Genomic DNA, 18,641 nt, shown 5'->3' on the forward strand with positions numbered 1-18,641 from the left:
ACGTCGGCACCCGGCGACGAGGTCGAGACAACTCGCCACCCCCGTCGTCGCCTTGGTCGACACGGTGGGCCGACAATGGGTCCGGGGCCTCCCCCAAAGGATCTACTTAGTATAGCCTTACCTAACTATTTCCCATGTTCACGGAGGAGAGCCGTATGTCAGCCGAAGGGCCGACGGGAGGACACGTCCTCCGCGAGGCGATCAGAGGGGAACGCCGCCGTGTCGTCGCGGCCTCCCTGCTGGGCATGACCCACCAGGTGTGCGAGGCGCTCGTCCCCGTCGTCATCGGCGTCATCATCGACACGGCGGTCGCGACCGGATCGTCCGGCACCCTGCTGCGCTGGCTCCTGGTCCTCGCGGGGCTCTTCCTCGTCCTGTCCACCTCCTACCGCACGAGCGCCCGCATCACCGAGGGCGCGGGCGAGCACGCCGCGCACCGACTCCGGCTCGGGCTCTCCGCCCGCGTGCTCGACCCGCGGGGCGGCGCCGACGCCAACCGGCTGCCGGGCGCGCTGACGAGCATCGCCACCAACGACGCCCGCCGCGTGGGATCGGTGGCGACCATCATCGCCTACGGTGTCGCGGCGCTCGCCGCCCTCGTGGTCAGCGCGATCGCGCTCCTCCGGATCTCCGTGCCCCTCGGCCTGCTCGTCCTGCTCGGCATCCCGCCGCTGCTCTGGCTCGGACACCGCATCAGCCAGCCGCTGGAACGACGCAGCGAGGCCGAGCAGGAGCGCGCGGCGCACGCCTCCGGAGTCGCCGCGGACCTGGTGACCGGCCTGCGCGTGCTCAAGGGCATGGGCGCCGAGTCCGCCGCCGTGGACCGCTACCGCCGGACCAGCCAGGACTCGCTCGGCGCCGCTCTGCGGGCCGCCCGCAGCCGAGCCGGGCACGAAGGCGCCGTCCTCGCCCTGACCGGGGTCTTCATCGCCCTCATCGGACTGGTGGGGGCCTACCTCGCGATGCGGGGCTCGATCAGCGTCGGCGACCTGGTGGCCGCCGTCGGGCTCGCCCAGTTCCTCCTCGGCCCCTTCCAGCTGCTGGCCTACGTCAACGCCGAGTTCGCCCAGGGCCGCGCCTCCGCACGCCGGATCGCCGAGGTCCTGGCCTCGCCCGCCGCCGTGGAGGGCGGACAGGACACTCCGGCCGACGGCGCGGGGCTGCTCACCCTGCGGGGCGTCTCGCTGGGCAGCCTCCGCTCCCTGGACCTGGACATCCACCCCGGCAGCGTGACCGGCGTCGTCACCCGCGACCCGGCCGCCGCCGCCGACCTGCTGCGCTGCCTGGCACGGGAGTCGGACCCCGTCGACGGGGTCGTCGCCCTCGACGGAGTACCCCTCACCGACCTGGCCCCCGACGACCTGCGCCGCCACGTCCTGGTCGCCCATCACGACGCCGACCTCTTCGAGAGCACCCTCCTGGACAACGTCCGCGCCGGGTCGGGGACGACCGCCGTCGAGGACGCCCTGCGCGCCTCGGCCGCCGACGAGGTGGCACGCCTGCTCCCCCAGGGCGAGGACACCGTGCTCGCCGAACGCGGCCGCTCCCTCTCCGGAGGACAGCGACAGCGTGTGGCGCTCGCCCGTGCGCTCGCCGCCGACCGGCGCGTCCTGGTCCTGCACGACCCCACCACCGCCGTGGACACCGTGACCGAGTCCCGCATCGCCTCCCGGCTCCGCGACGTCCGCAAGGGCCGCACGACCGTCCTCGTCACCACCAGCCCGGCGCTCCTCGCCGTCGCCGACCGCGTGGTCGTGCTCGACGAGGGCGCCGTGACGGCCGAGGGCCGGCATGCCGAACTGGCCGCCGCCGACGCGGCGTACCGGGCGGTGGTCCTCGCATGACGACAGGACACGTCACGGCCCGCGACACGACGGACGAGACGCCGGACGGGCCCGGCACCACCGCGCGACGACAGGACGCGTCACCCGCGAGAGAGACTGAGGCGGAAAAGGCCATGACCGCAACCGGCACCGAGCGCGCACTGCTGCCCACCGCGACCGGTGCCGAGAGCCTCGCCGCGCTCCGCACCATGCTGCGGGGCCACGGCGCCCTCGCGGTGGTCTCGTTCACCGTCCTCGTCGCGGGCACGGCCATCGGTCTGCTGACGGCCCCCCTGCTCGGGCACATCGTCGACCTGGTCGTGGAGAAGAAGGGTTCGCAGGCCCTCACCGTCCCGCTGGTCCTGCTGATCGTGGTCGCCCTGACCCGCGGCGCGGCCACCGCGCTCGGCAGCGCGCTCGTGGCCCGCCTCGGCGAGACCGTGCTCGCCGCGCTGCGGGAGCGGTTCATCGAACGGGCACTGCGGCTCCCCCTCGAACGCGTCGAGGCAGCCGGCTCGGGCGACCTGGTCTCCCGGGTCACCAGCGACGTCTCCGTGATCGCGAAATCGGTGCGCCAGGCGCTGCCCGAGTTCTCCCGCTCCGCCCTCACCATCGTCCTGACCCTCGTCGGACTCGCCGTGCTCGACTGGCGGTTCCTGCCGGCCGCGCTGCTCGCCATGCCGGTGCAGGTGTTCTCCGTACGCTGGTACATGCGCCGCGCCGCTCCCCTGTACGCCGAACACCGCGTCGCCACCGGCGCCTTGCAGCACCAGCTGCTGGACAGCGTCGGCGGGGCGCGGACCGTACGCGCCTTCCGGCTGAGCGACAGCCACGCCGGCCTCCTCGACGAGCGGTCGCGGGACGCGCGCGACCTCGCGCTGCGCGGCATCCACATCGTCACCGGGTTCTTCTCGCGGCTGAACCTCGCGGAGTTCATCGGCCTGGCCTCGGTCCTGGCCACCGGGTTCGTGCTGGTGGACAACGGCTCCGTGAGCATCGGTACGGCGACGGCCGCCGCGCTGTACTTCCACAGCCTCTTCAATCCGGTCAACGCCGCCCTGTACCTCCTGGACGACGCGCAGTCCGCGGGCGCCAGCTTCGCCCGGCTCGTCGGGGTGTCGGACCTCCCGGCCGAGAGCGCGCCGAAGCGGCCCGGCACACCGGTGGACGGATCGGTCGAGGTCACCGCCCTCAGCCACTCCTACGTCCCCGGACACCGGGTGCTCCGTGACGTCGACCTCCAGGTGCGCAGCGGCGAGCGCGTGGCGCTCGTGGGCGCGAGCGGGGCGGGCAAGACCACCCTGGCCAAGCTGGTGGCCGGTGTCCACGAGCCGGACGGGGGGTCGATCTCGCTGGGCGGGGTGGACACCCGGGAGCTGGGTCCCGAGGGCGTCCGGCGTGCGGTGACCCTGATCAGCCAGGAGGTGCACGTGTTCGCGGGCCCGCTCGCCGAGGACCTGCGGCTGGCCCGGCCGGACGCCACCGACGACGACCTGCGGGCGGCGCTGGACCGGGTCGGCGCACTGGAGTGGGCCGACGCGCTCCCCGACGGCCTCGCGACCGTCGTGGGCGAGGGCGGTCACCAGCTCACGGTGAGCCAGGCGCAGCATCTGGCCCTGGCGCGTCTCGTGCTCGCCGACCCGCCGATCGCCATCCTCGACGAGGCCACCGCCGACGCGGGCAGCGCCGGCGCCCGGGTCCTGGAGACGGCCGCGCTGCGGGCGTTGGAGGGCCGTACGGGCCTGATGGTGGCCCACCGGCTCCCCCAGGCGGCGACCGCGGACCGCGTGGTGGTCCTGGACGACGGCCAGGTGGTGGAGACCGGCACGCACGAGGAGCTGGTGGCGGCCGGCGGTCGCTACGCGTCGCTCTGGGCCGCCTGGTCGAACAGCCGGCAGGAGCCGGCGGAGCAGGGCGCCGCGACGGGCTGACGGCGGGACGCGCACGCGACCCGGCCGGAGAACGAGGCCGCCCGTGGGAAGACCCACGGGCGGCTTCGTCGTTCCCGTACCGCGCGCTCGGGGAACTCGCCCGCCGACGGCCTCGTTGATCCCGCCGCCGCCTGCTCGGGGCACTCCCCCACGGGCGGCTTCGTCGTTCCCGTACCGCGCGCTCGGGGAACTCGCCCGCCGGCGGCTTCGTCGATCCCGCCGCCACGTGCTCGGGGCACTCCCCCACGGGCGGCCTCGTCGTTCCGCCGCCACGTGCTCCGGGACACCACCCAGGGCCGGCACGCGCTGGCCGGGCACCTCCGCGGCCACGCACGAGACCGCCGCCCCCGGGAACCCGGGGGCGGCGGTCTGTGGCTCGCTCGGCCGACTGTCAGCGCTGCCGGGCGACGAGGCTCGCCGGGCGGAGGTCGGTCCAGTGGGTCTCGACGTACGCGGTGCACGCCTCGCGGGTGTCCTCGCCGAACACGGTGCGCCAACCGGCCGGCACCTCCGCGAAGGACGGCCACAGCGAGTGCTGGTTCTCGTCGTTGACGAGCACCAGGAAGCGGCCCTGCGGGTCCTCGAACGGGTTGGTGGTCATGCGTGGTCACTCCTCTGGGACGTTACGGTGAACAGCTCCGACAGTGGCTGCCGGGGGTCGGCCGCGGCGGTGCGCAGCAAGGTCGTGAGTTCGTCGGCGAGACGCCGTGCCTTGGCGGTGCCGAACAGGTCGGTGGCGTGGATCAGTCCGCAGTGGACCGGGCCGTCACCGCGCGGCTCGTAGAAGCTGAGGGTCAGCTGCGCCCTGGTCGAGCCGGTCGGGACGGCGTCGAGGGTGCCGACGCCTCCCTCCAACCGCTCCAGGTCCGCCTGTTCGTGGTGGATCACCATGACCTGCGGGCCCTGCTCGGGCAGCCCGGTCGCCCGGACGACCTCCTCGAACGGGACCTCCTGCCGGTCGAGGGCGCCGAGCGTGGTCTCCCGCACCCGGGACAGCAGCTCGGCGAAGGTCGGGTCCCCGGCGGTGTCGGTGCGCAGCACGACCGTGTTGAAGAAGCAGCCCACCAGATCGGCGAGCTGGTCGTCCGTGCGGCCGGCGACCATCGTGCCGATGGGCAGGTCCGTGCCGACGCCGTGGGCGGTGAGCAGCGCCGCCAGGGCGGAGTGCAGCACCATGAACATGCTGGTGCCGGTCGTCCTGGCCAGGTCGTCCACCGCCGCGTGCAGCCGCTCGTCCAGGACGAAGCCCACGTGGTCGGCGCCGGAGGCGGACGAACGCGGCCCGTCCGCCGGGAGGGCCAGCTCGGCCGGTGCGTCCTTCAGCGTCTCGCGCCAGTAGGTGAGCTGCCGGCCGCCCCGGCTGCCCGGGTCGTCGAGGTCGCCCAGGGCCTCGCGGGCCCAGCGGGCGTAGTCCGCGTACGACACCGGCAGCGGCTGCCACTCGGGCGCCCCGCCCTCCGTACGCGCCGTGTAGGCCGCCGTCAGGTCACGGAAGAGGGGGACCACCGACCATTCGTCCACCGTCAGGTAGTGCATGGTCAGCAGCAGCGCCTGCTCCCCCGTGGCCGCCGTCAGCAGACGGGCCACGAACGGAGCCGTGCGCTCCGGCTCGGGGGCCCCGGCCGCCAGCTCGATGAGCCGTGTCTCCAGGTCCGCGCAGTCCTCCACGAGCAGCGCCGGGGGCGTTGCGGCCCGGTGGTGCAGCGCGCCGTCCTGCTCCACGAACGCCGTCCGCAGGGGCTCGTGACGGTCGGCCACGTCGGCGAGGGCCGCGCGGAGCGCGTCCACGTCCAGACCGCCGGGCGAGCGCAGCACGAGCGCGTGGTCGAAGCGGGGGGTCCGGGTGTACGCGTCCCACTGCCAGCGCTGGACGGGCGCGGCGAGGTGAGGCTCGTGCCGGTCCTCCGCGGGACGCAGCGCCGGGCGGGCCGTGGAGGCTCCCTTGAGCTTGCCCTCGATCCCGGCGACGGTCAGCGCGTCGAAGACGTCCCGGATGCTCAGTTCGACGCCGAACTCGACGCGGATCCTGCCCAGGAGTCGCATCGACGCCATGGAATGGCCGCCGAGAGCGAAGAAGTTGTCGTGGACGCCGACCTTCTCCAGCTTGAGGATCTCGCCGAACAGCGCGGCGAGCCGGGCCTGCGTCTCGTTGGCAGGCCGCGTGTCACCCGTCATGGCGGCCCAGTCCGGGACGGGCAGCGCCTTGCGGTCCAGCTTGCCGTTGGGGGTGAGCGGCAGCGGGCCGTCCAGCGGTACGACGAGCGCCGGAACCATGTACTCCGGCAGCTGTCCGGCCACGTGGGCGCGCAGCTCCTGCGGGTCCAGCTCCACGGAGCCGCCGGTCTCGGGGACGGCGTAGCCGACGAGGCGGACGATGTCACCGTCCCGGTCGGGCAGTACGGCGGCCTGGGCGACCGCCGGGTGCGCGGCGAGGGCCGCTTCGATCTCGCCCAGCTCGATGCGGAAGCCGCGCACCTTCACCTGGGTGTCGACGCGCCCGAGGAAGTCGAGGTTGCCGTCCGCGCGCCAGCGGGCGCGGTCACCGGTGCGGTACATCCGGCCGCCGGGCGGGCCGTACGGGTCGGCGACGAAGCGCTCCGAGGTCAGCGCGGTCTTGCCGAGGTAGCCGCGGGCGAGGCCGCGTCCGGCGACGTACAGCTCGCCGACGACGCCCGGCGGGACGGGCCGCAGGTGGTCGTCGAGGACGTAGGCGCGGGTGTTGGGGTCCGGCCGGCCGATCGGCACGCGGCCGGACGGGCGGCCGCCGTGCTCGCGCGAGGGCCACAGCGTGGAGTTGACCGTCGCCTCGGTGAGGCCGTAGGCGCAGATCAGGTGGGCCGTGGCGCCGAACCGCTCGAAGACGTCCGGCGGCACCGTCTCCGTACCGACCAGGACGGTCGATCCCTCGGGCAGCTCGCAGCCGGGCGGCAGCGCCGAGACCAGGGAGGGCGGCAGGATCATGTGGGTGATGCGCTGCTCCGCGAGGAAGTCGGTGAGCGCCGGTCCCGCGACGCGTGCCTCGTCGGTGATGAGGACGAGCCGGCCGCCGTGGCAGAGGGCCATCGCCAGTTCGAAGGCGAAGACGTCGAAGCCGATGGAGGCGAACTGCAGGACATGGCTGTCGTTCTCCAGGCCCATCCGGTCCACGGCGGTGGCGACCAGGCTGGAGACGCCCTCGTGCGGAACCACCACTCCCTTGGGCCGGCCGGTGGAGCCGGAGGTGTAGATGACGTACGCGGCCTGGTCCAGGAGGACCGCCGGCCCTGTGGGCGGGGTCTCGGGCAGGGTCTCCAGCTCGGCGGCGACGGACGGCTCGTCGAGCAGGACCACCGGTACCCCCGCGACCTCGGGGATCTTGCCCGCGACCGGCTCGGTGCCGACCACGAGGGCCGCCCGGGAGTCCTCGATCATGTACGTGAGGCGGTCGGCCGGGTGGACCAGGTCGAGCGGCAGGAACGCGGCGCCGAGCTTCAAGGCGGCGAGCACCGTGGCGACCATGTCGGCCGAACGCGGAACGGCCACGCCGACCACGCTCTCGGCGCCGGCGCCGCGTGCGGCGAGGAGCCGGGCCAGGCGGTTGGCACGGGCGTCGAGCTCCGCGTACGTCATGGACCGGTCGCGGTCGACGACGGCGACGGCGTCCGGGCGCTCGGCGAGGCGCTGTGCGAACAGGGCGGGGAAGGATTCCTCGTCGACCTCGCGGGCCGTGTCGTTGAAGCCCTCCAGGACCAGCCGCCGCTCGTCCTCGCCGAGGATCTCCGCCGCCGAGACGGGCTGCTCGGGCGCGGCGACGAGGGCCGCGACGAGGCTCTGGAGACGATCGCCGATGCGCTCGGCGGTGCGGTGGTCGAACAGCTCCGTGGCGAACTCCAGGCGGCAGCCGAGGGAGCCGGTTCCGCCGTCCGCCGGGGTGTGCTCGGTGAAGCTGAACACCAGGTCGAACTTGGCCGAGTGGATGCGGAACGGCACGTAGGCGGTGTGGAGTCCGGGCAGTTCCATTCCGTCGCCCGTACGGGCGTGGTAGCCGACCATCACCTGGAACAGCGGGTTGCGGGAGAGGGAGCGGGTGGGGTTGAGCTTCTCCACCACGGACTCGAACGGCACGTCCGCGTGCGAGAACGCGGCCAGGTCGGTCTCCCGGACCCGGGCGAGCAGGTCGGTGAAGCTCGGGTCGCCGCTCAGGTCGGTGCGCAGCACGAGCGTGTTGACGAAGAACCCGACCAGGTCGTCGAGCGCCTCGTCGCCGCGGCCGGCGATGGGCGAGCCGAGGGGGATGTCCGTACCGGCGCCCATGCGGTGGAGCAGGGCTGCCACGGCCGCGTGCACCACCATGAACATGCTGGCCCCGGTCTCGCGGGCGAGCCGCTTCAGACCCTCGTGGACGTCGGCGTCGAAGCTGATGTCCAGTTCGGCGCCGGAGAAGGCCGGCCGGGCCGGGCGGGGCCGGTCCGTGGGCAGTTCGAGCTCCTCGGGAGCGCCGTCCAGGGTCGTGCGCCAGTACTCCAGCTGCCGGGCGGCGAGGCTGTCCTCCTCGGCCGGGTCGCCGAGCAGGCGCTGCTGCCACAGGGCGTAGTCGGCGTACTGGACGGGCAGCGGCTGCCAGTCCGGTGCCGACCCGGAGACACGGGCCGCGTAGGCGGTGGCCAGGTCGCGGAGGAAGGGGCGGTCCGACCATTCGTCGGTGGTGATGTGGTGCAGCAGCAGGACGACGACGTGGTCCTCGGGCGCCAGCTCGACGACCGTGGCGCGCAGCGGCAGCTCGGCGGCGAGGTCGAACGGCCTGTTGACGGCGGTCTCGACGAGCGCCGGCACCCGGTCCTCGGTGGCATGCAGCCGCTCCACCACCGGCCTGGCCTCCTCGGCGGGGAGCACGCGCTGGACGGCCTGGCCGTCGGGCTCCACGAACACCGTCCGCAGGGCTTCGTGCCGTGCCGTCACGTCGGCGAGGGCGGACTCCCACGCGTCGACGTCGAGGGCGCCGCGCAGCCTCATGACGAGGGGGAAGTTGTACGCGGCGGAGGTGCACTCGATCTGCTGGATGACCCACAGGCGCTGCTGGGCGTGGGACAGCGGCAGTTCGTCGGGCCGCTCCCCCGCCGTCAGGGCCGGGCGGGCGGCACCGCGGGAGGCGGCGGCGCGCTCGACGAGTTCGGCGACGGTGGGCGCCTCGAACAGGTCGCGGATGGCGAGTTCGGTGTCGAGGGCGGTGCGGGCGCGGCTGACGAGGCGGGTGGCGAGCAGGGAGTGCCCGCCGAGCTCGAAGAAGTCGCTGTCGATACCGACGCTGCCCTGCGCGAGGCCGAGGACCTCCGCGAAGAGGGCGCAGAGCGTCTCCTCGCGAGGGTCGCGGGGCGGTCGGCTGGTGCCGGTGCCGCCGAAGTCCGGTGCGGGCAGGGCCTTGACGTCGAGCTTTCCGTTGACGGTGATCGGGAGCGTGTCGACGGCGACGAGCGCGCCGGGGACCATGTAGTCGGGCAGGCCGGCCTTCAGGTGCTCGCGCAGCCGCTGGACCAGCTCGTCGTCCGCCCCGGCGCCGTCCTCGGGCGTGAAGTAGCCGACCAGGCGCTTGGTCCCGGTGCTCTCGTTCACGACGACGGCCGCGTGGGCGACGGCGGGGTGCGCGGACAGGGCGGAGGAGATCTCGCCGAGCTCGATGCGGTAGCCGCGGATCTTGACCTGGTCGTCGGTGCGGCCGAGGAAGTCGAGGAGGCCGTCGGGCCGCTGTCGTACGAGGTCTCCGGTGCGGTACATCCGCTCGCCCGGTGCGCCGAAGGGGTCGGCGACGAAACGCTCGGCGGTCAGGCCGGGGCGGTCGTGGTAGCCGCGGGCCAGGCCGGTGCCGGCGATGTACAGCTCGCCGGGGCAGCCGGGCGGGACCGGCCGCAGCATCGCGTCCAGGATGTGGGCGCGGGTGTTGCGGATGGGGATGCCGACGGTGGGGGTCGCACTGTCGGTGGTGGAGCCGCCGAGAGTGTTGATCGTGTACTCGGTGGGGCCGTACAGGTTGTAGCCGTAGGTGCCCTCGGTGCGGCGCAGTCGGGTCCACACCGTGTCGGAGACGGCCTCGCCGCCGAGCAGGACGAGCGCGGGGCGGTGCTTCCCTGCCGTCTCGTCGCGGTCGAGCAGCCCCTCCTCGATGAGGAGTTGGGCGTAGGTGGGGGTCACGTTGACCACGTCGACGCGGTGCCGGTCGCAGTAGGCGACCAGCGCCTCGGCGTCGCGGCGCAGCTCCTCGTCGCAGACGTGGACCTCGTGGCCCTCGACGAGCCAGAGCAGCTCTTCCCAGGACATGTCGAAGGCGAAGGAGACGGTGTGCGCGATGCGCAGTCGTCGGCCGCCGGCCGAGGCGATGGCCGGGTCGAAGATCTCGCGCTGGTGGTTGAGCTGCATGTTCGTCAGGCCCCGGTAGGGGGTGACGACGCCCTTGGGGCGTCCGGTCGAGCCGGAGGTGTAGATGATGTACGCCGGGTGTTCGAGGCGGTCGGCCACGTCGTGGGCGAACGCGGGCCGTTCGGCGTCGGTGATCTCGCCGCCGGGCAGGGCGGCCAGCTCGGCGGCCACGGCCTCGTCGTCCAGGAGGAGTTCGGGGGCGACGGGGCCGTCGTCACCGCGCAGGGTCGGGGCGACGGCGGTGGTGGACACCAGGCACAGCGGGCCGGTGTCCTGGGCCATCAGCCGCAGCCGGTCGGCGGGGTGGTCCAGGTCGAGCGGCAGATAGGCGGCGCCGGTGCGCAACACGGCGAACAGGGCGGCCACCATGTCGATGGAGCGGGGCAGGGCGAGCGCGACGGCCTTCTCGGGTCCGGCGCCGCGGGCGAGCAGGAGCCGGGCGATCCGGTTGATGTGCGCGTCGAGTTCGGCGTAGGTCAGGGCTCGTTCGCCGAAGACCAGTGCCACGGCGTCGGGGGTGCGGGCGACCTGGTCGGCGAGCATGTCGGCGACGGTCTCGTTCGGTACGGGCTCGCGTCCCCCCGCCCAGCCCGCGCGCAGCGCGGCGCGCTCCGCGGGCAGCAGCAGGTCGACGTCGACGGTCCGGGCGGAGGCGGCCGCCGCGTCGTCGAGGGTCTCGGCGAGCCGGCCCAGGACGGTCGTGAACCTGCCGAGGATCGCGGTGGCGTCGTCCGCGTCGAACAGGTCGGGGCGGGCCGCCAGCGTGACCTTCAGCCGGGTCTCGGGCGTCACGATCAGGGTGAGCGGGAAGTGTGTGCCGTCCACGTTCGACACGTCGGTGATCCCGTACCGCTGCCGGAGCGCCGCGGCCCGGTCCTCGCCGTCGGCGGAGCGGAGCACGAACAGGGTGTCGAAGAGACGGCGGTGGCCGGTCTCCTGCTGGAGGGTGCCGAGACCGACGTGCTCGTAGGGCATGACGGCGGCGCGCTCGGACTGCATCCGTCGCAGCAGGTCGAGCAGCGGCTCGTCCGGGGAGAACGCGACGCGTGCGGGGATCGTGTTGAGGAACATGCCGATGATGCCCGCGGCGTTCGGCACGTCCGCGGGCCGCCCGGCGACGGCCGTGCCGAAGGCGACGTCGCCGCGGCCGGTCATCGCCGAGAGGACCAGGCCCCAGGCGGCGTTCAGGAGGGTGTTCAGGGTGAGACCGTGCCGGCGGGCGAGCCCGCGCAGCCGGTCGCTGGTCTCCCGGGTGAGCAGGGCGTCGAAGTCGGCCGGGATCACCGGTCCGGCTTCGCGCCCGGTCGGCGCGACCAGGGTCGGCTCGTCGAATCCGGCGAGCGCGCCGCGCCAGGCGCCGAGGGCCTGCGCGGTGTCCTGCCCGTCCAGCCAGGCCAGGTAGTCGCGGTACGAACCGGGGGCGGGCAGGCCGGTGGTGTCTCCGGCCCGCTCGTACAGCGTGAACAACTCCTCCAGGAACAGCCACGCGGACCAGCCGTCCCACAGGATGAGGTGGTGGGTGACGACGAGGCGGTCACGGCCGTCGCCGAGCCGGATGAGCAGCAGCCGGCACAGCGGCGCCGCGGAGAGGTCGAAGCGCCGTCGGCGGTCGGCGGCCAGCAGTTCGTCCACGCGGGCCCGCCGCTCCTCGGCGGGCAGCCCGGAGACGTCGATCTCGACCAGGGGTATCTCGGCGTCCTCGACGATGAACTGGACGGGCCGGGGCAGACCGTCGCTGGTGAACCCGGCGCGCAGGCTGATGTTCCGCTCCAGCAGCGCCCGGCCGGCGGCCCGCAGGCGGTCGGAGTCGAGCCGGTGGTCGAAGTCCAGGGTCTCCTGCGAGAGGTAGACGTCGAGCGCGTCACCGGCGTCGTAGGTGGCGTGGAAGTACATGCCTTCCTGGAGCGGGGAGAGCGGCCAGATGTCGGCGACCGGCAGCCCGGCGGCGGCCTCGACGCGCGCGGTCTCCTCCGGCGACAGTTCGAGGCCGCCGAGCGGGGCGGGGGCCTCGGGTTCGGCCGGGGCGCCGGCCGTCAGCTGGGCGAGCAGGGCCTGCAGGGCGGGGTCGACCGCCGCGCCGGACTGTGCCTGGGCGGCCAGCATCGCCTGGAGGGCGGCGGCGGCCTGCCCGGCGTCCGCGGCGGAGACGGTGACCCCGGTGGCGGGGGCCTGAGCGGCCCGCTCGGCAGGTTCGTCCGGCACGCTCGCGGCCGCCGCGGCGAGCGCGGCGGGGGTGCGGTGCTCGAACACATCGCGCGGGCTGATGGTCAGTCCCCTTTCACGGGCCCGGGTGGCGACGGCGATCGAGGTGAGGCTGTCGCCGCCGAGCATGAAGAAGTCGTCGTCGGCACCGATCCCGGGCAGGCCGAGGACGTCGGTGAAGATCGCGCAGAGGGCGGCTTCCCGCTCGTCGCGGGGTGCGCGGCCACCGGCCGCCGGGGCGACGGAGGGCGACGGCAGGGCGTTCTGGTCGAGCTTGCCGCTGGGTGAGAGCGGCAGCGCGTCGAGGGTGACGACGGCGCTCGGCACCATCGCCGCGGGCAGCGCCTCGGCGAGCGCCCCGTGGAGCGCGGTGCCGTCCAGGGCGGTGCCGGGGCGGGGGACCGCGTAGCCGACGAGCGCGCCGTCGCGGACGATCACCGCGGCGCGGGCGACGTCCGGGAGGGCGGCGAGGGCGGTCTCGATCTCGCCCAGCTCGATCCGGTTGCCCCGGATCTTCACCTGCCGGTCGGTGCGCCCGAGGTACTCGACGGCTCCGTCGGCGCGCCGGCGGACGAGGTCGCCCGTGCGGTACATGCGTGCGCCGGGCTCGCCGAACGGGTCGGCGACGAAGCGTTCGGCGGTCGTGCCCGGCCTGTCGTGGTAGCCGCGTGCCAGTTGGACGCCGGCGAGGTAGAGCTCGCCGGGCACGCCGTCCGGTACGGGGCGCAGGAGGGTGTCGAGGACGTGAAGCCGGGTGTTCCAGACCGGCCGGCCGATCGGGACGGCGGGCTCGGTGCCGCCTTCGTAGGGGAAGAAGGTCACGTCCACTGCGGCCTCGGTGGGCCCGTACAGGTTGTGCAGGGGTACGGAGCCACTCCTCTGACGGGAGGTCAGTTCCGCCCAGCGTCGGGCGTCCGGGCCGGTCAGCGCCTCGCCGCTGCAGAAGACGCGGCGCAGGCTCGTCGCCCAGTCCGGGGTGTCCGCACCGGTCTCCATGGCCTGGACGAAGGCGGCCAGCATGGACGGCACGAAGTGCAGTGTGGTGATCCGCCGGGTGTGGATCAGCTCGGCGAGGTAGGCGGGGTCCCGGTGGCCGTCGGGGCGGGCGAGGACGACGGTCGCGCCCTCGACCAGGGGCCAGAAGAACTCCCACACCGAGACGTCGAAGCTGGACGGGGTCTTCTGGAGGACCCGGTCGTCGGCGCGGAGCCCGTACGCGCCCTGCATCCAGGCGAGCCGGTTGACGATCGCCCGGTGGGTGACGGTGACGCCCTTGGGGCGGCCGGTGGAGCCCGAGGTGTAGATCAGGTACGCGGGGTGGTCGGGCCCCGCCTGCGTGGCGGGCACGTCGGCGTCGGGCTCCGGGCCCGCGTCGGGGGTCCGGGCGTCCTCGTCCACCAGTACGAGGTCGCGTCCCGGTGCGTCGGGCAGCCGTCGGGCGGCCTCGGCGGTGGTCACGACCGTACGGGCCCCGGAGTCGCCGAGCATGAAGGCCACCCGCTCGGCGGGGTAGTCGAGATCCACGGGCAGGTAGGCGGCGCCCGCCTTGACCACGGCGAGCAGCGCGACCATGAGTTCCGCCGAGCGCGGCACGGCGACGGCGACGAACTGTTCGGGGCCCGCCCCGCGCGCCCGCAGTCCGCGGGCCAGGTCTTCGGCGCGCCGGTCGAGTTCGGCGTAGGTGAGGGTGGTGTCGTCGAAGACGACGGCCGGGGCGTCGGGTGTCAGGGCCGCCTGTGCGGCGAAGAGGGTGGCGAGCGTGGCGTCCGGCTCGGGGAGCGGGTGCGCGGTGTCGTTCAGCTCGGTGAGGCGCTCCCGCTCACGCTCGGACAGCAGTCCGGTGCGGGCCACCTGACGGTCGGGGTCGCTGGTGAGGGTGCGCAGCAGCGCTTCGAGTCGGTTGGCGAGCACGGCGGCGGCGATGCGGTCGATCCGGGCCGCGTCGTACTTCAGCCGCAGCGACAGATGTCCCTCCCTCGGCTCGACGATGAGCGCGAGCGGGTAGTGCACGGTGTCGAGCACCTCGGCGCCGGTGACGAAGGGCTCCTCGGCGGCCCGGGCGGGGTCCGTCGGGTAGTTCTCGAACACCACGAGGGTGTCGAAGAGTTCGCCCGGGCCGTGGCCGGCGATCCGCTGGATGTCGGCGAGTCCGAGGTGCTGGTGGTCCAGGAGGGCGGCGTGTTCGTCCTGGATCCGGCGCAGCAGCTCGGCGAGGGACTCGTCGGGCCGCGGGTTCACGCGGGCCGGAACGGTGTTGATGAAGAGACCGACGGCGGAGTCCAGGCCCTCGACCTCGGTGGTGCGTCCGGACACGGTGGTGCCGAAGACGACGTCCTGGCTGCCGGTGAGACCGCCGAGCAGCAGGGCCCAGGCGCCGTGGACGACGGTGCTGAGGGTGACGCCGAGGGTGCGGGCGCGGGCGGTCAGTTCGTCGGTGAGGGCTTCGGAGAGCCGGACGTCCACGCGCTCGTGCCCGGCGGGGGCCGACGTGTCGTGGTCCGTCGCGGCGGCGAGGGCGGGCAGCCGGGTCGGGCCCTCCAGGCCGGTCAGGGCCTGGCGCCATGCCGCGCGGGCGGCGTCCCGGTCCCGGCCGGCCAGCCAGGACAGGTACGCGTGCGGTGCGGCGGGCGCGGGCAGGTCCTCGCCCCGGTAGGCGGCGGACAGTTCCCGCAGCAGGACGGAGACCGACCAGCCGTCGGCGATGATGTGGTGCAGGGTGAGCAGCAGTCGGTGGCGCTGTCCGTCCCGGATCAGCGTGGCCCTCATCAGCGGCGGCCGGGCCAGGTCGAACCGCTCGGCGCGGTCCCGGCGCAGGATGTCCTCCAGGGCGGTGCGCTCGGTGTCGGCCTCGTGCCACGGGAGGGCCGCGCGGTCGGCGAGCCGCTGGACGACGTCGCCGCCGGGGAGTTGGCGGAACGAGGCGCGCAACAGCGGGTGCCGGTCCAGGAGGTGCTGGAGTGCCGCGCGCAGCCGCTCGGGTTCGACCGTGTCCGCGAGGTCGAGGAGTTCCTGGACGACGTACAGGTCGCTGGCCTCCCGGTCGAACTCCGCGTGGAAGAAGAAACCTTCCTGGAGCGGTGAGACGGGCAGGGCGTCCTCGTCGAGCTCCACCTCCACGACGACCGCCGGGACGGTCTCGGCAGCCGAGCGGTCGGCCGTCCTGGCGAGCGCCGCGACGGTCCGCTGCCGGAACACGTCACGGGGGGTGAGGGCGAGTCCCGCGGCGCGGGCGCGGTTGACGAGCTGGATCGCGACGATGCTGTCGCCGCCCAGCTCGAAGAAGCTGTCGTGGACGCCGACCGCCGGCAGGTCGAGCACCTCGGCGACGAGCGCGGCGAGCGCGGTCTCGGTGGGCGTCGTGGGCACGTCGTCCCCGGCCATCGCCGTCCACTGCGGAGCGGGCAGGGCGCGGCTGTCGAGCTTGCCGTTCGGCGTCAGCGGCAGCTGTCCGTCGAGACGGACGAGGGCGGAGGGGATCATGTGGTCCGGGAGGGTCTCCGCGACCTGGTCGCGGGCCCGTGCCACGGCGGCGTCGGGGTCGGTGGCGGTCGTCCCGCCGTCGGCGACGAGGTAGGCCACGAGCCGGTTGACCCCCCGGTGGTCCTGGCGGACGAGGACGGCGGCCTGGGCGATGCCGGAGCAGGCCATGAAGGCGCTCTCGATCTCGCCGGGCTCGATGCGGTGCCCCCGGATCTTGAGCTGGCCGTCCGCGCGGCCGAGGAACTCCAGGTTGCCGTCGGCGCCCCAGCGCACCCGGTCGCCGGTCCGGTACATGCGGCTGCCCGGCGCGCCGTAGGGGTCGGCGACGAAGCGCTCGGACGTGAGCGCCTGCCTGCCGAGATAGCCGCGGGCGAGGCCGCGTCCGGCGACGTACAGCTCACCCTCGGCGCCCACCGGCACCGGTCGGAGGGCCGAATCGAGCACGTAGGCGCGGGTGTTGGGGTCGGGGCGGCCGATGGGCGCCGGTCCGGGGCGGCCGGGCTCGGCGAGCCACAGGGTGGAGTTGACCGTCGCCTCGGTGAGGCCGTACGCGACGACGACCTGGACCCGTCCGGACCAGCGGGCGATCAGCTCTCCTGGCACCGCTTCGGTGCCGACGACGAGCACCGAGCCTTCGGGCAGCTCGCAGTCCCGGGGCAGCGCCGAGACGAGCGACGGCGGCAGGATCATGTGCGTGGCGCGATGGCGGGCGATGTACTCGGTGAGGGCGGGGCCCGCGACGCGGCGCTCGGCGGGCACCACGACGACCCGGCCGCCGACGCAGAGCGACATGATCAGGTCCCAGACCGTCACGTCGAAGCCCACGGAGGCGAACTGGACGACACGGCTCTCGGGGGTGATGCCGATCCGGTCGGTGGCGGTGGCGATGAGGCTGCCGACGCCGTCGTGCGGGACCACGGCTCCCTTGGGACGGCCGGTGGAGCCGGAGGTGTAGATGACGTACGCCGCCTGGTCCAGCGTGATGGGCAGGGCGAGGTCCGCGTCGTCGAGGTCCGCGCACTCGGCCGTCACCGACGGATCGTCGAGCAGCAGGTGCGGGACGCCGGGGGCGTCGGGGAGCGTGGCGGACAGCTCGCGCGTCGTGACGACGGTGCGCGCGCCCGCGTCGGTGAGCATGTAGGCGATGCGGTCCTGCGGGTGGTCCGCGTCCAGGGGCAGATAGGCCGCTCCGGCCTTCATCACCGCCAGCAGGGAGACGACGAGTTCGGGAGAGCGCGGGAGCGCCACGCCGACGACGTCCTCGGCGCGTACGCCGCGGGCGACGAGGACGCGGGCCAGCCGGTTGGCGGCCGCGTTCAGCTCGCCGTAGGTCAGCTCCCGGTCCTCGCACACGAGCGCGACGGCGTCGGGTGCGCGGCGCACCTGCCGCTCGAAGGCGGCCGGCCAGGTCAGCTCGGGCACCTCGCGCGGTGACACGCCGAATTCGTCGAGGAGCCGGCCGCGCTCCGCTTCAGACGTCAGTTCGATGTGACCGAGCGGGCGGTCGAGGCCGGAGGTGAGGGCGTGCAGGACGGCGAGGAAGCGGTGCTCGTGGTCGCGGAGCGCGTCCTCGTCGCAGACCTCGGCGTCGGCGTCGAAGTAGACGCGGATGCCGTTGCCCGGCGCGCGCTCGGCGAAGCTCAGGGCCAGGTCGCTGACGGGACCGAGCCAGATCGGGGCGAGTTCGGCCTCCTGGCCGGGGAATCGCAGGTCCTCGGCGCGGGGCAGGATGTTGACGGTCGGGCCGACGAGTTCCGGTACGCCGTCCGCGAGTCCCAGCTCCCGGGCCAGGTCTTCGGCGCGGTAGCGCCCGTGGGCGACGGCCTCGGCGATCGCGTGCCGTATCCCGGTGAGGAGTTCGGTGCCGGTCGTCCCGGGGCGGACGGACACGCGCAGCGGGACGATGTTGGACACCATCCCGGGGATGGTCGCGGTCACCGCGTCCTCGCGGGCGGCGATCGGCAGGCCGAGCACGAGGTCCTGCTCGCCGGTCGCGCGGTGCAGGTAGGCGGCGACGGCGGCGATCAGCAGGCGGGAGGGGCGTACACCCGCGTGGTCCGCGGCGGTGTTGAGCCGGTCGGTGACCTCGGCGGACAGCTCCGCCGTGCGGCGCAGGCGGCGTGTCATGGGCGAGGGCGCGCGCTCGACGAGGCGTACCGGCTCGGGCCGGTACGCCATGCGGTCGAGCCAGTAGGCCCGGTCCCGCTCGTGCCGCTCGGAGGCGCGGTAGGCGCGGTCGGCGTCGACCAGGCGGGGCAGGGACCAGTCGCGCGGGGCGGGCTGCCCCTCTTCCGCGGTGTAGAGCTCGCCGGCCCTGCGGGTGATGAGGGCGACGCCCATGCCATCGGTGACGATGTGGTGGTAGCGCTGGTACCAGGCGACGTGGTCGTCGGCGAGCCGGAGCAGTGCCTGCGCGAAGAGCGGGTCGCCGGCGAGGTCGACCGGCCGGTCGCGGTCGGCGGCCATCCAGGCGGAGGCGGCGGCCTCGGGGTCCGGGGTGTTCCGCAGGTCGACGACGGGGATGTCGACGGGGACGCCGCTACGGCTCTGCCGGGGGGCGCCGTCTTCGACGCCGAGGCGTACGTGCAGGCATTCGGCCTCCTCGACGGCCGTGCGCACGGAGTCGGTGAGGCGGTCGAGGTCGGTGTCACCACGCAGGTCGAGGACGAACACGATGTTGTAGGCGGAGCTGTCCGGTTCGATCTGCTGGGCTAGCCAGATCCCGGACTGCCCACCGGTGAGGGGGATCCCGGAAGCGGCGGACGTCCGGTCCGACTCGACGTCAAACATCGTTCGAAAGGGCCTTTCCCTGGTG

General features: G+C 74.0%; 4 protein-coding genes. 2 read left to right on the forward strand and 2 right to left on the reverse strand.

The window, feature by feature from the left end; all coding sequences use genetic code 11:
- Positions 1–155 precede the first annotated feature (155 nt).
- Positions 156–1,844, forward strand: a complete 1,689-nt coding sequence (locus AB0D99_RS28440; protein WP_362368302.1) for an ABC transporter ATP-binding protein — start codon at positions 156–158, stop codon at positions 1,842–1,844.
- Positions 1,845–1,957: 113 nt separating this feature from the next.
- Positions 1,958–3,754 (forward strand): ABC transporter ATP-binding protein, encoded by a 1,797-nt coding sequence (locus AB0D99_RS28445; RefSeq protein ID WP_362368305.1) that lies wholly within the window; start codon positions 1,958–1,960, stop codon positions 3,752–3,754.
- A 391-nt stretch (positions 3,755–4,145) separates the two neighbouring features.
- On the opposite strand, the gene AB0D99_RS28450 is transcribed toward AB0D99_RS28445, so the two are convergent.
- Positions 4,146–4,355: an MbtH family protein gene (locus AB0D99_RS28450; protein ID WP_362368308.1), complete on the reverse strand. Its 210-nt coding sequence runs from the start codon at positions 4,353–4,355 to the stop codon at positions 4,146–4,148.
- Positions 4,352–18,616, reverse strand: a complete 14,265-nt coding sequence (locus AB0D99_RS28455; RefSeq protein ID WP_362368311.1) for an amino acid adenylation domain-containing protein — start codon at positions 18,614–18,616, stop codon at positions 4,352–4,354. The genes AB0D99_RS28450 and AB0D99_RS28455 overlap by 4 nt, the downstream gene beginning before the upstream one ends.
- Positions 18,617–18,641: the final 25 nt, after the last annotated feature.

This window comes from Streptomyces sp. NPDC047971 (assembly GCF_040653355.1).
In the GTDB taxonomy this organism is placed as follows: domain Bacteria; phylum Actinomycetota; class Actinomycetes; order Streptomycetales; family Streptomycetaceae; genus Streptomyces.

Coding starts and splice junctions, on each gene's coding strand:
- AB0D99_RS28440 (WP_362368302.1), top strand. CDS start 156: ATGTCAGCCGAAGGGCCGACGGGAGGACACGTCCTCCGCGAGGCGATC.
- AB0D99_RS28445 (WP_362368305.1), top strand. CDS start 1,958: ATGACCGCAACCGGCACCGAGCGCGCACTGCTGCCCACCGCGACCGGT.
- AB0D99_RS28450 (WP_362368308.1), bottom strand. CDS start 4,355: ATGACCACCAACCCGTTCGAGGACCCGCAGGGCCGCTTCCTGGTGCTC.
- AB0D99_RS28455 (WP_362368311.1), bottom strand. CDS start 18,616: ATGTTTGACGTCGAGTCGGACCGGACGTCCGCCGCTTCCGGGATCCCC.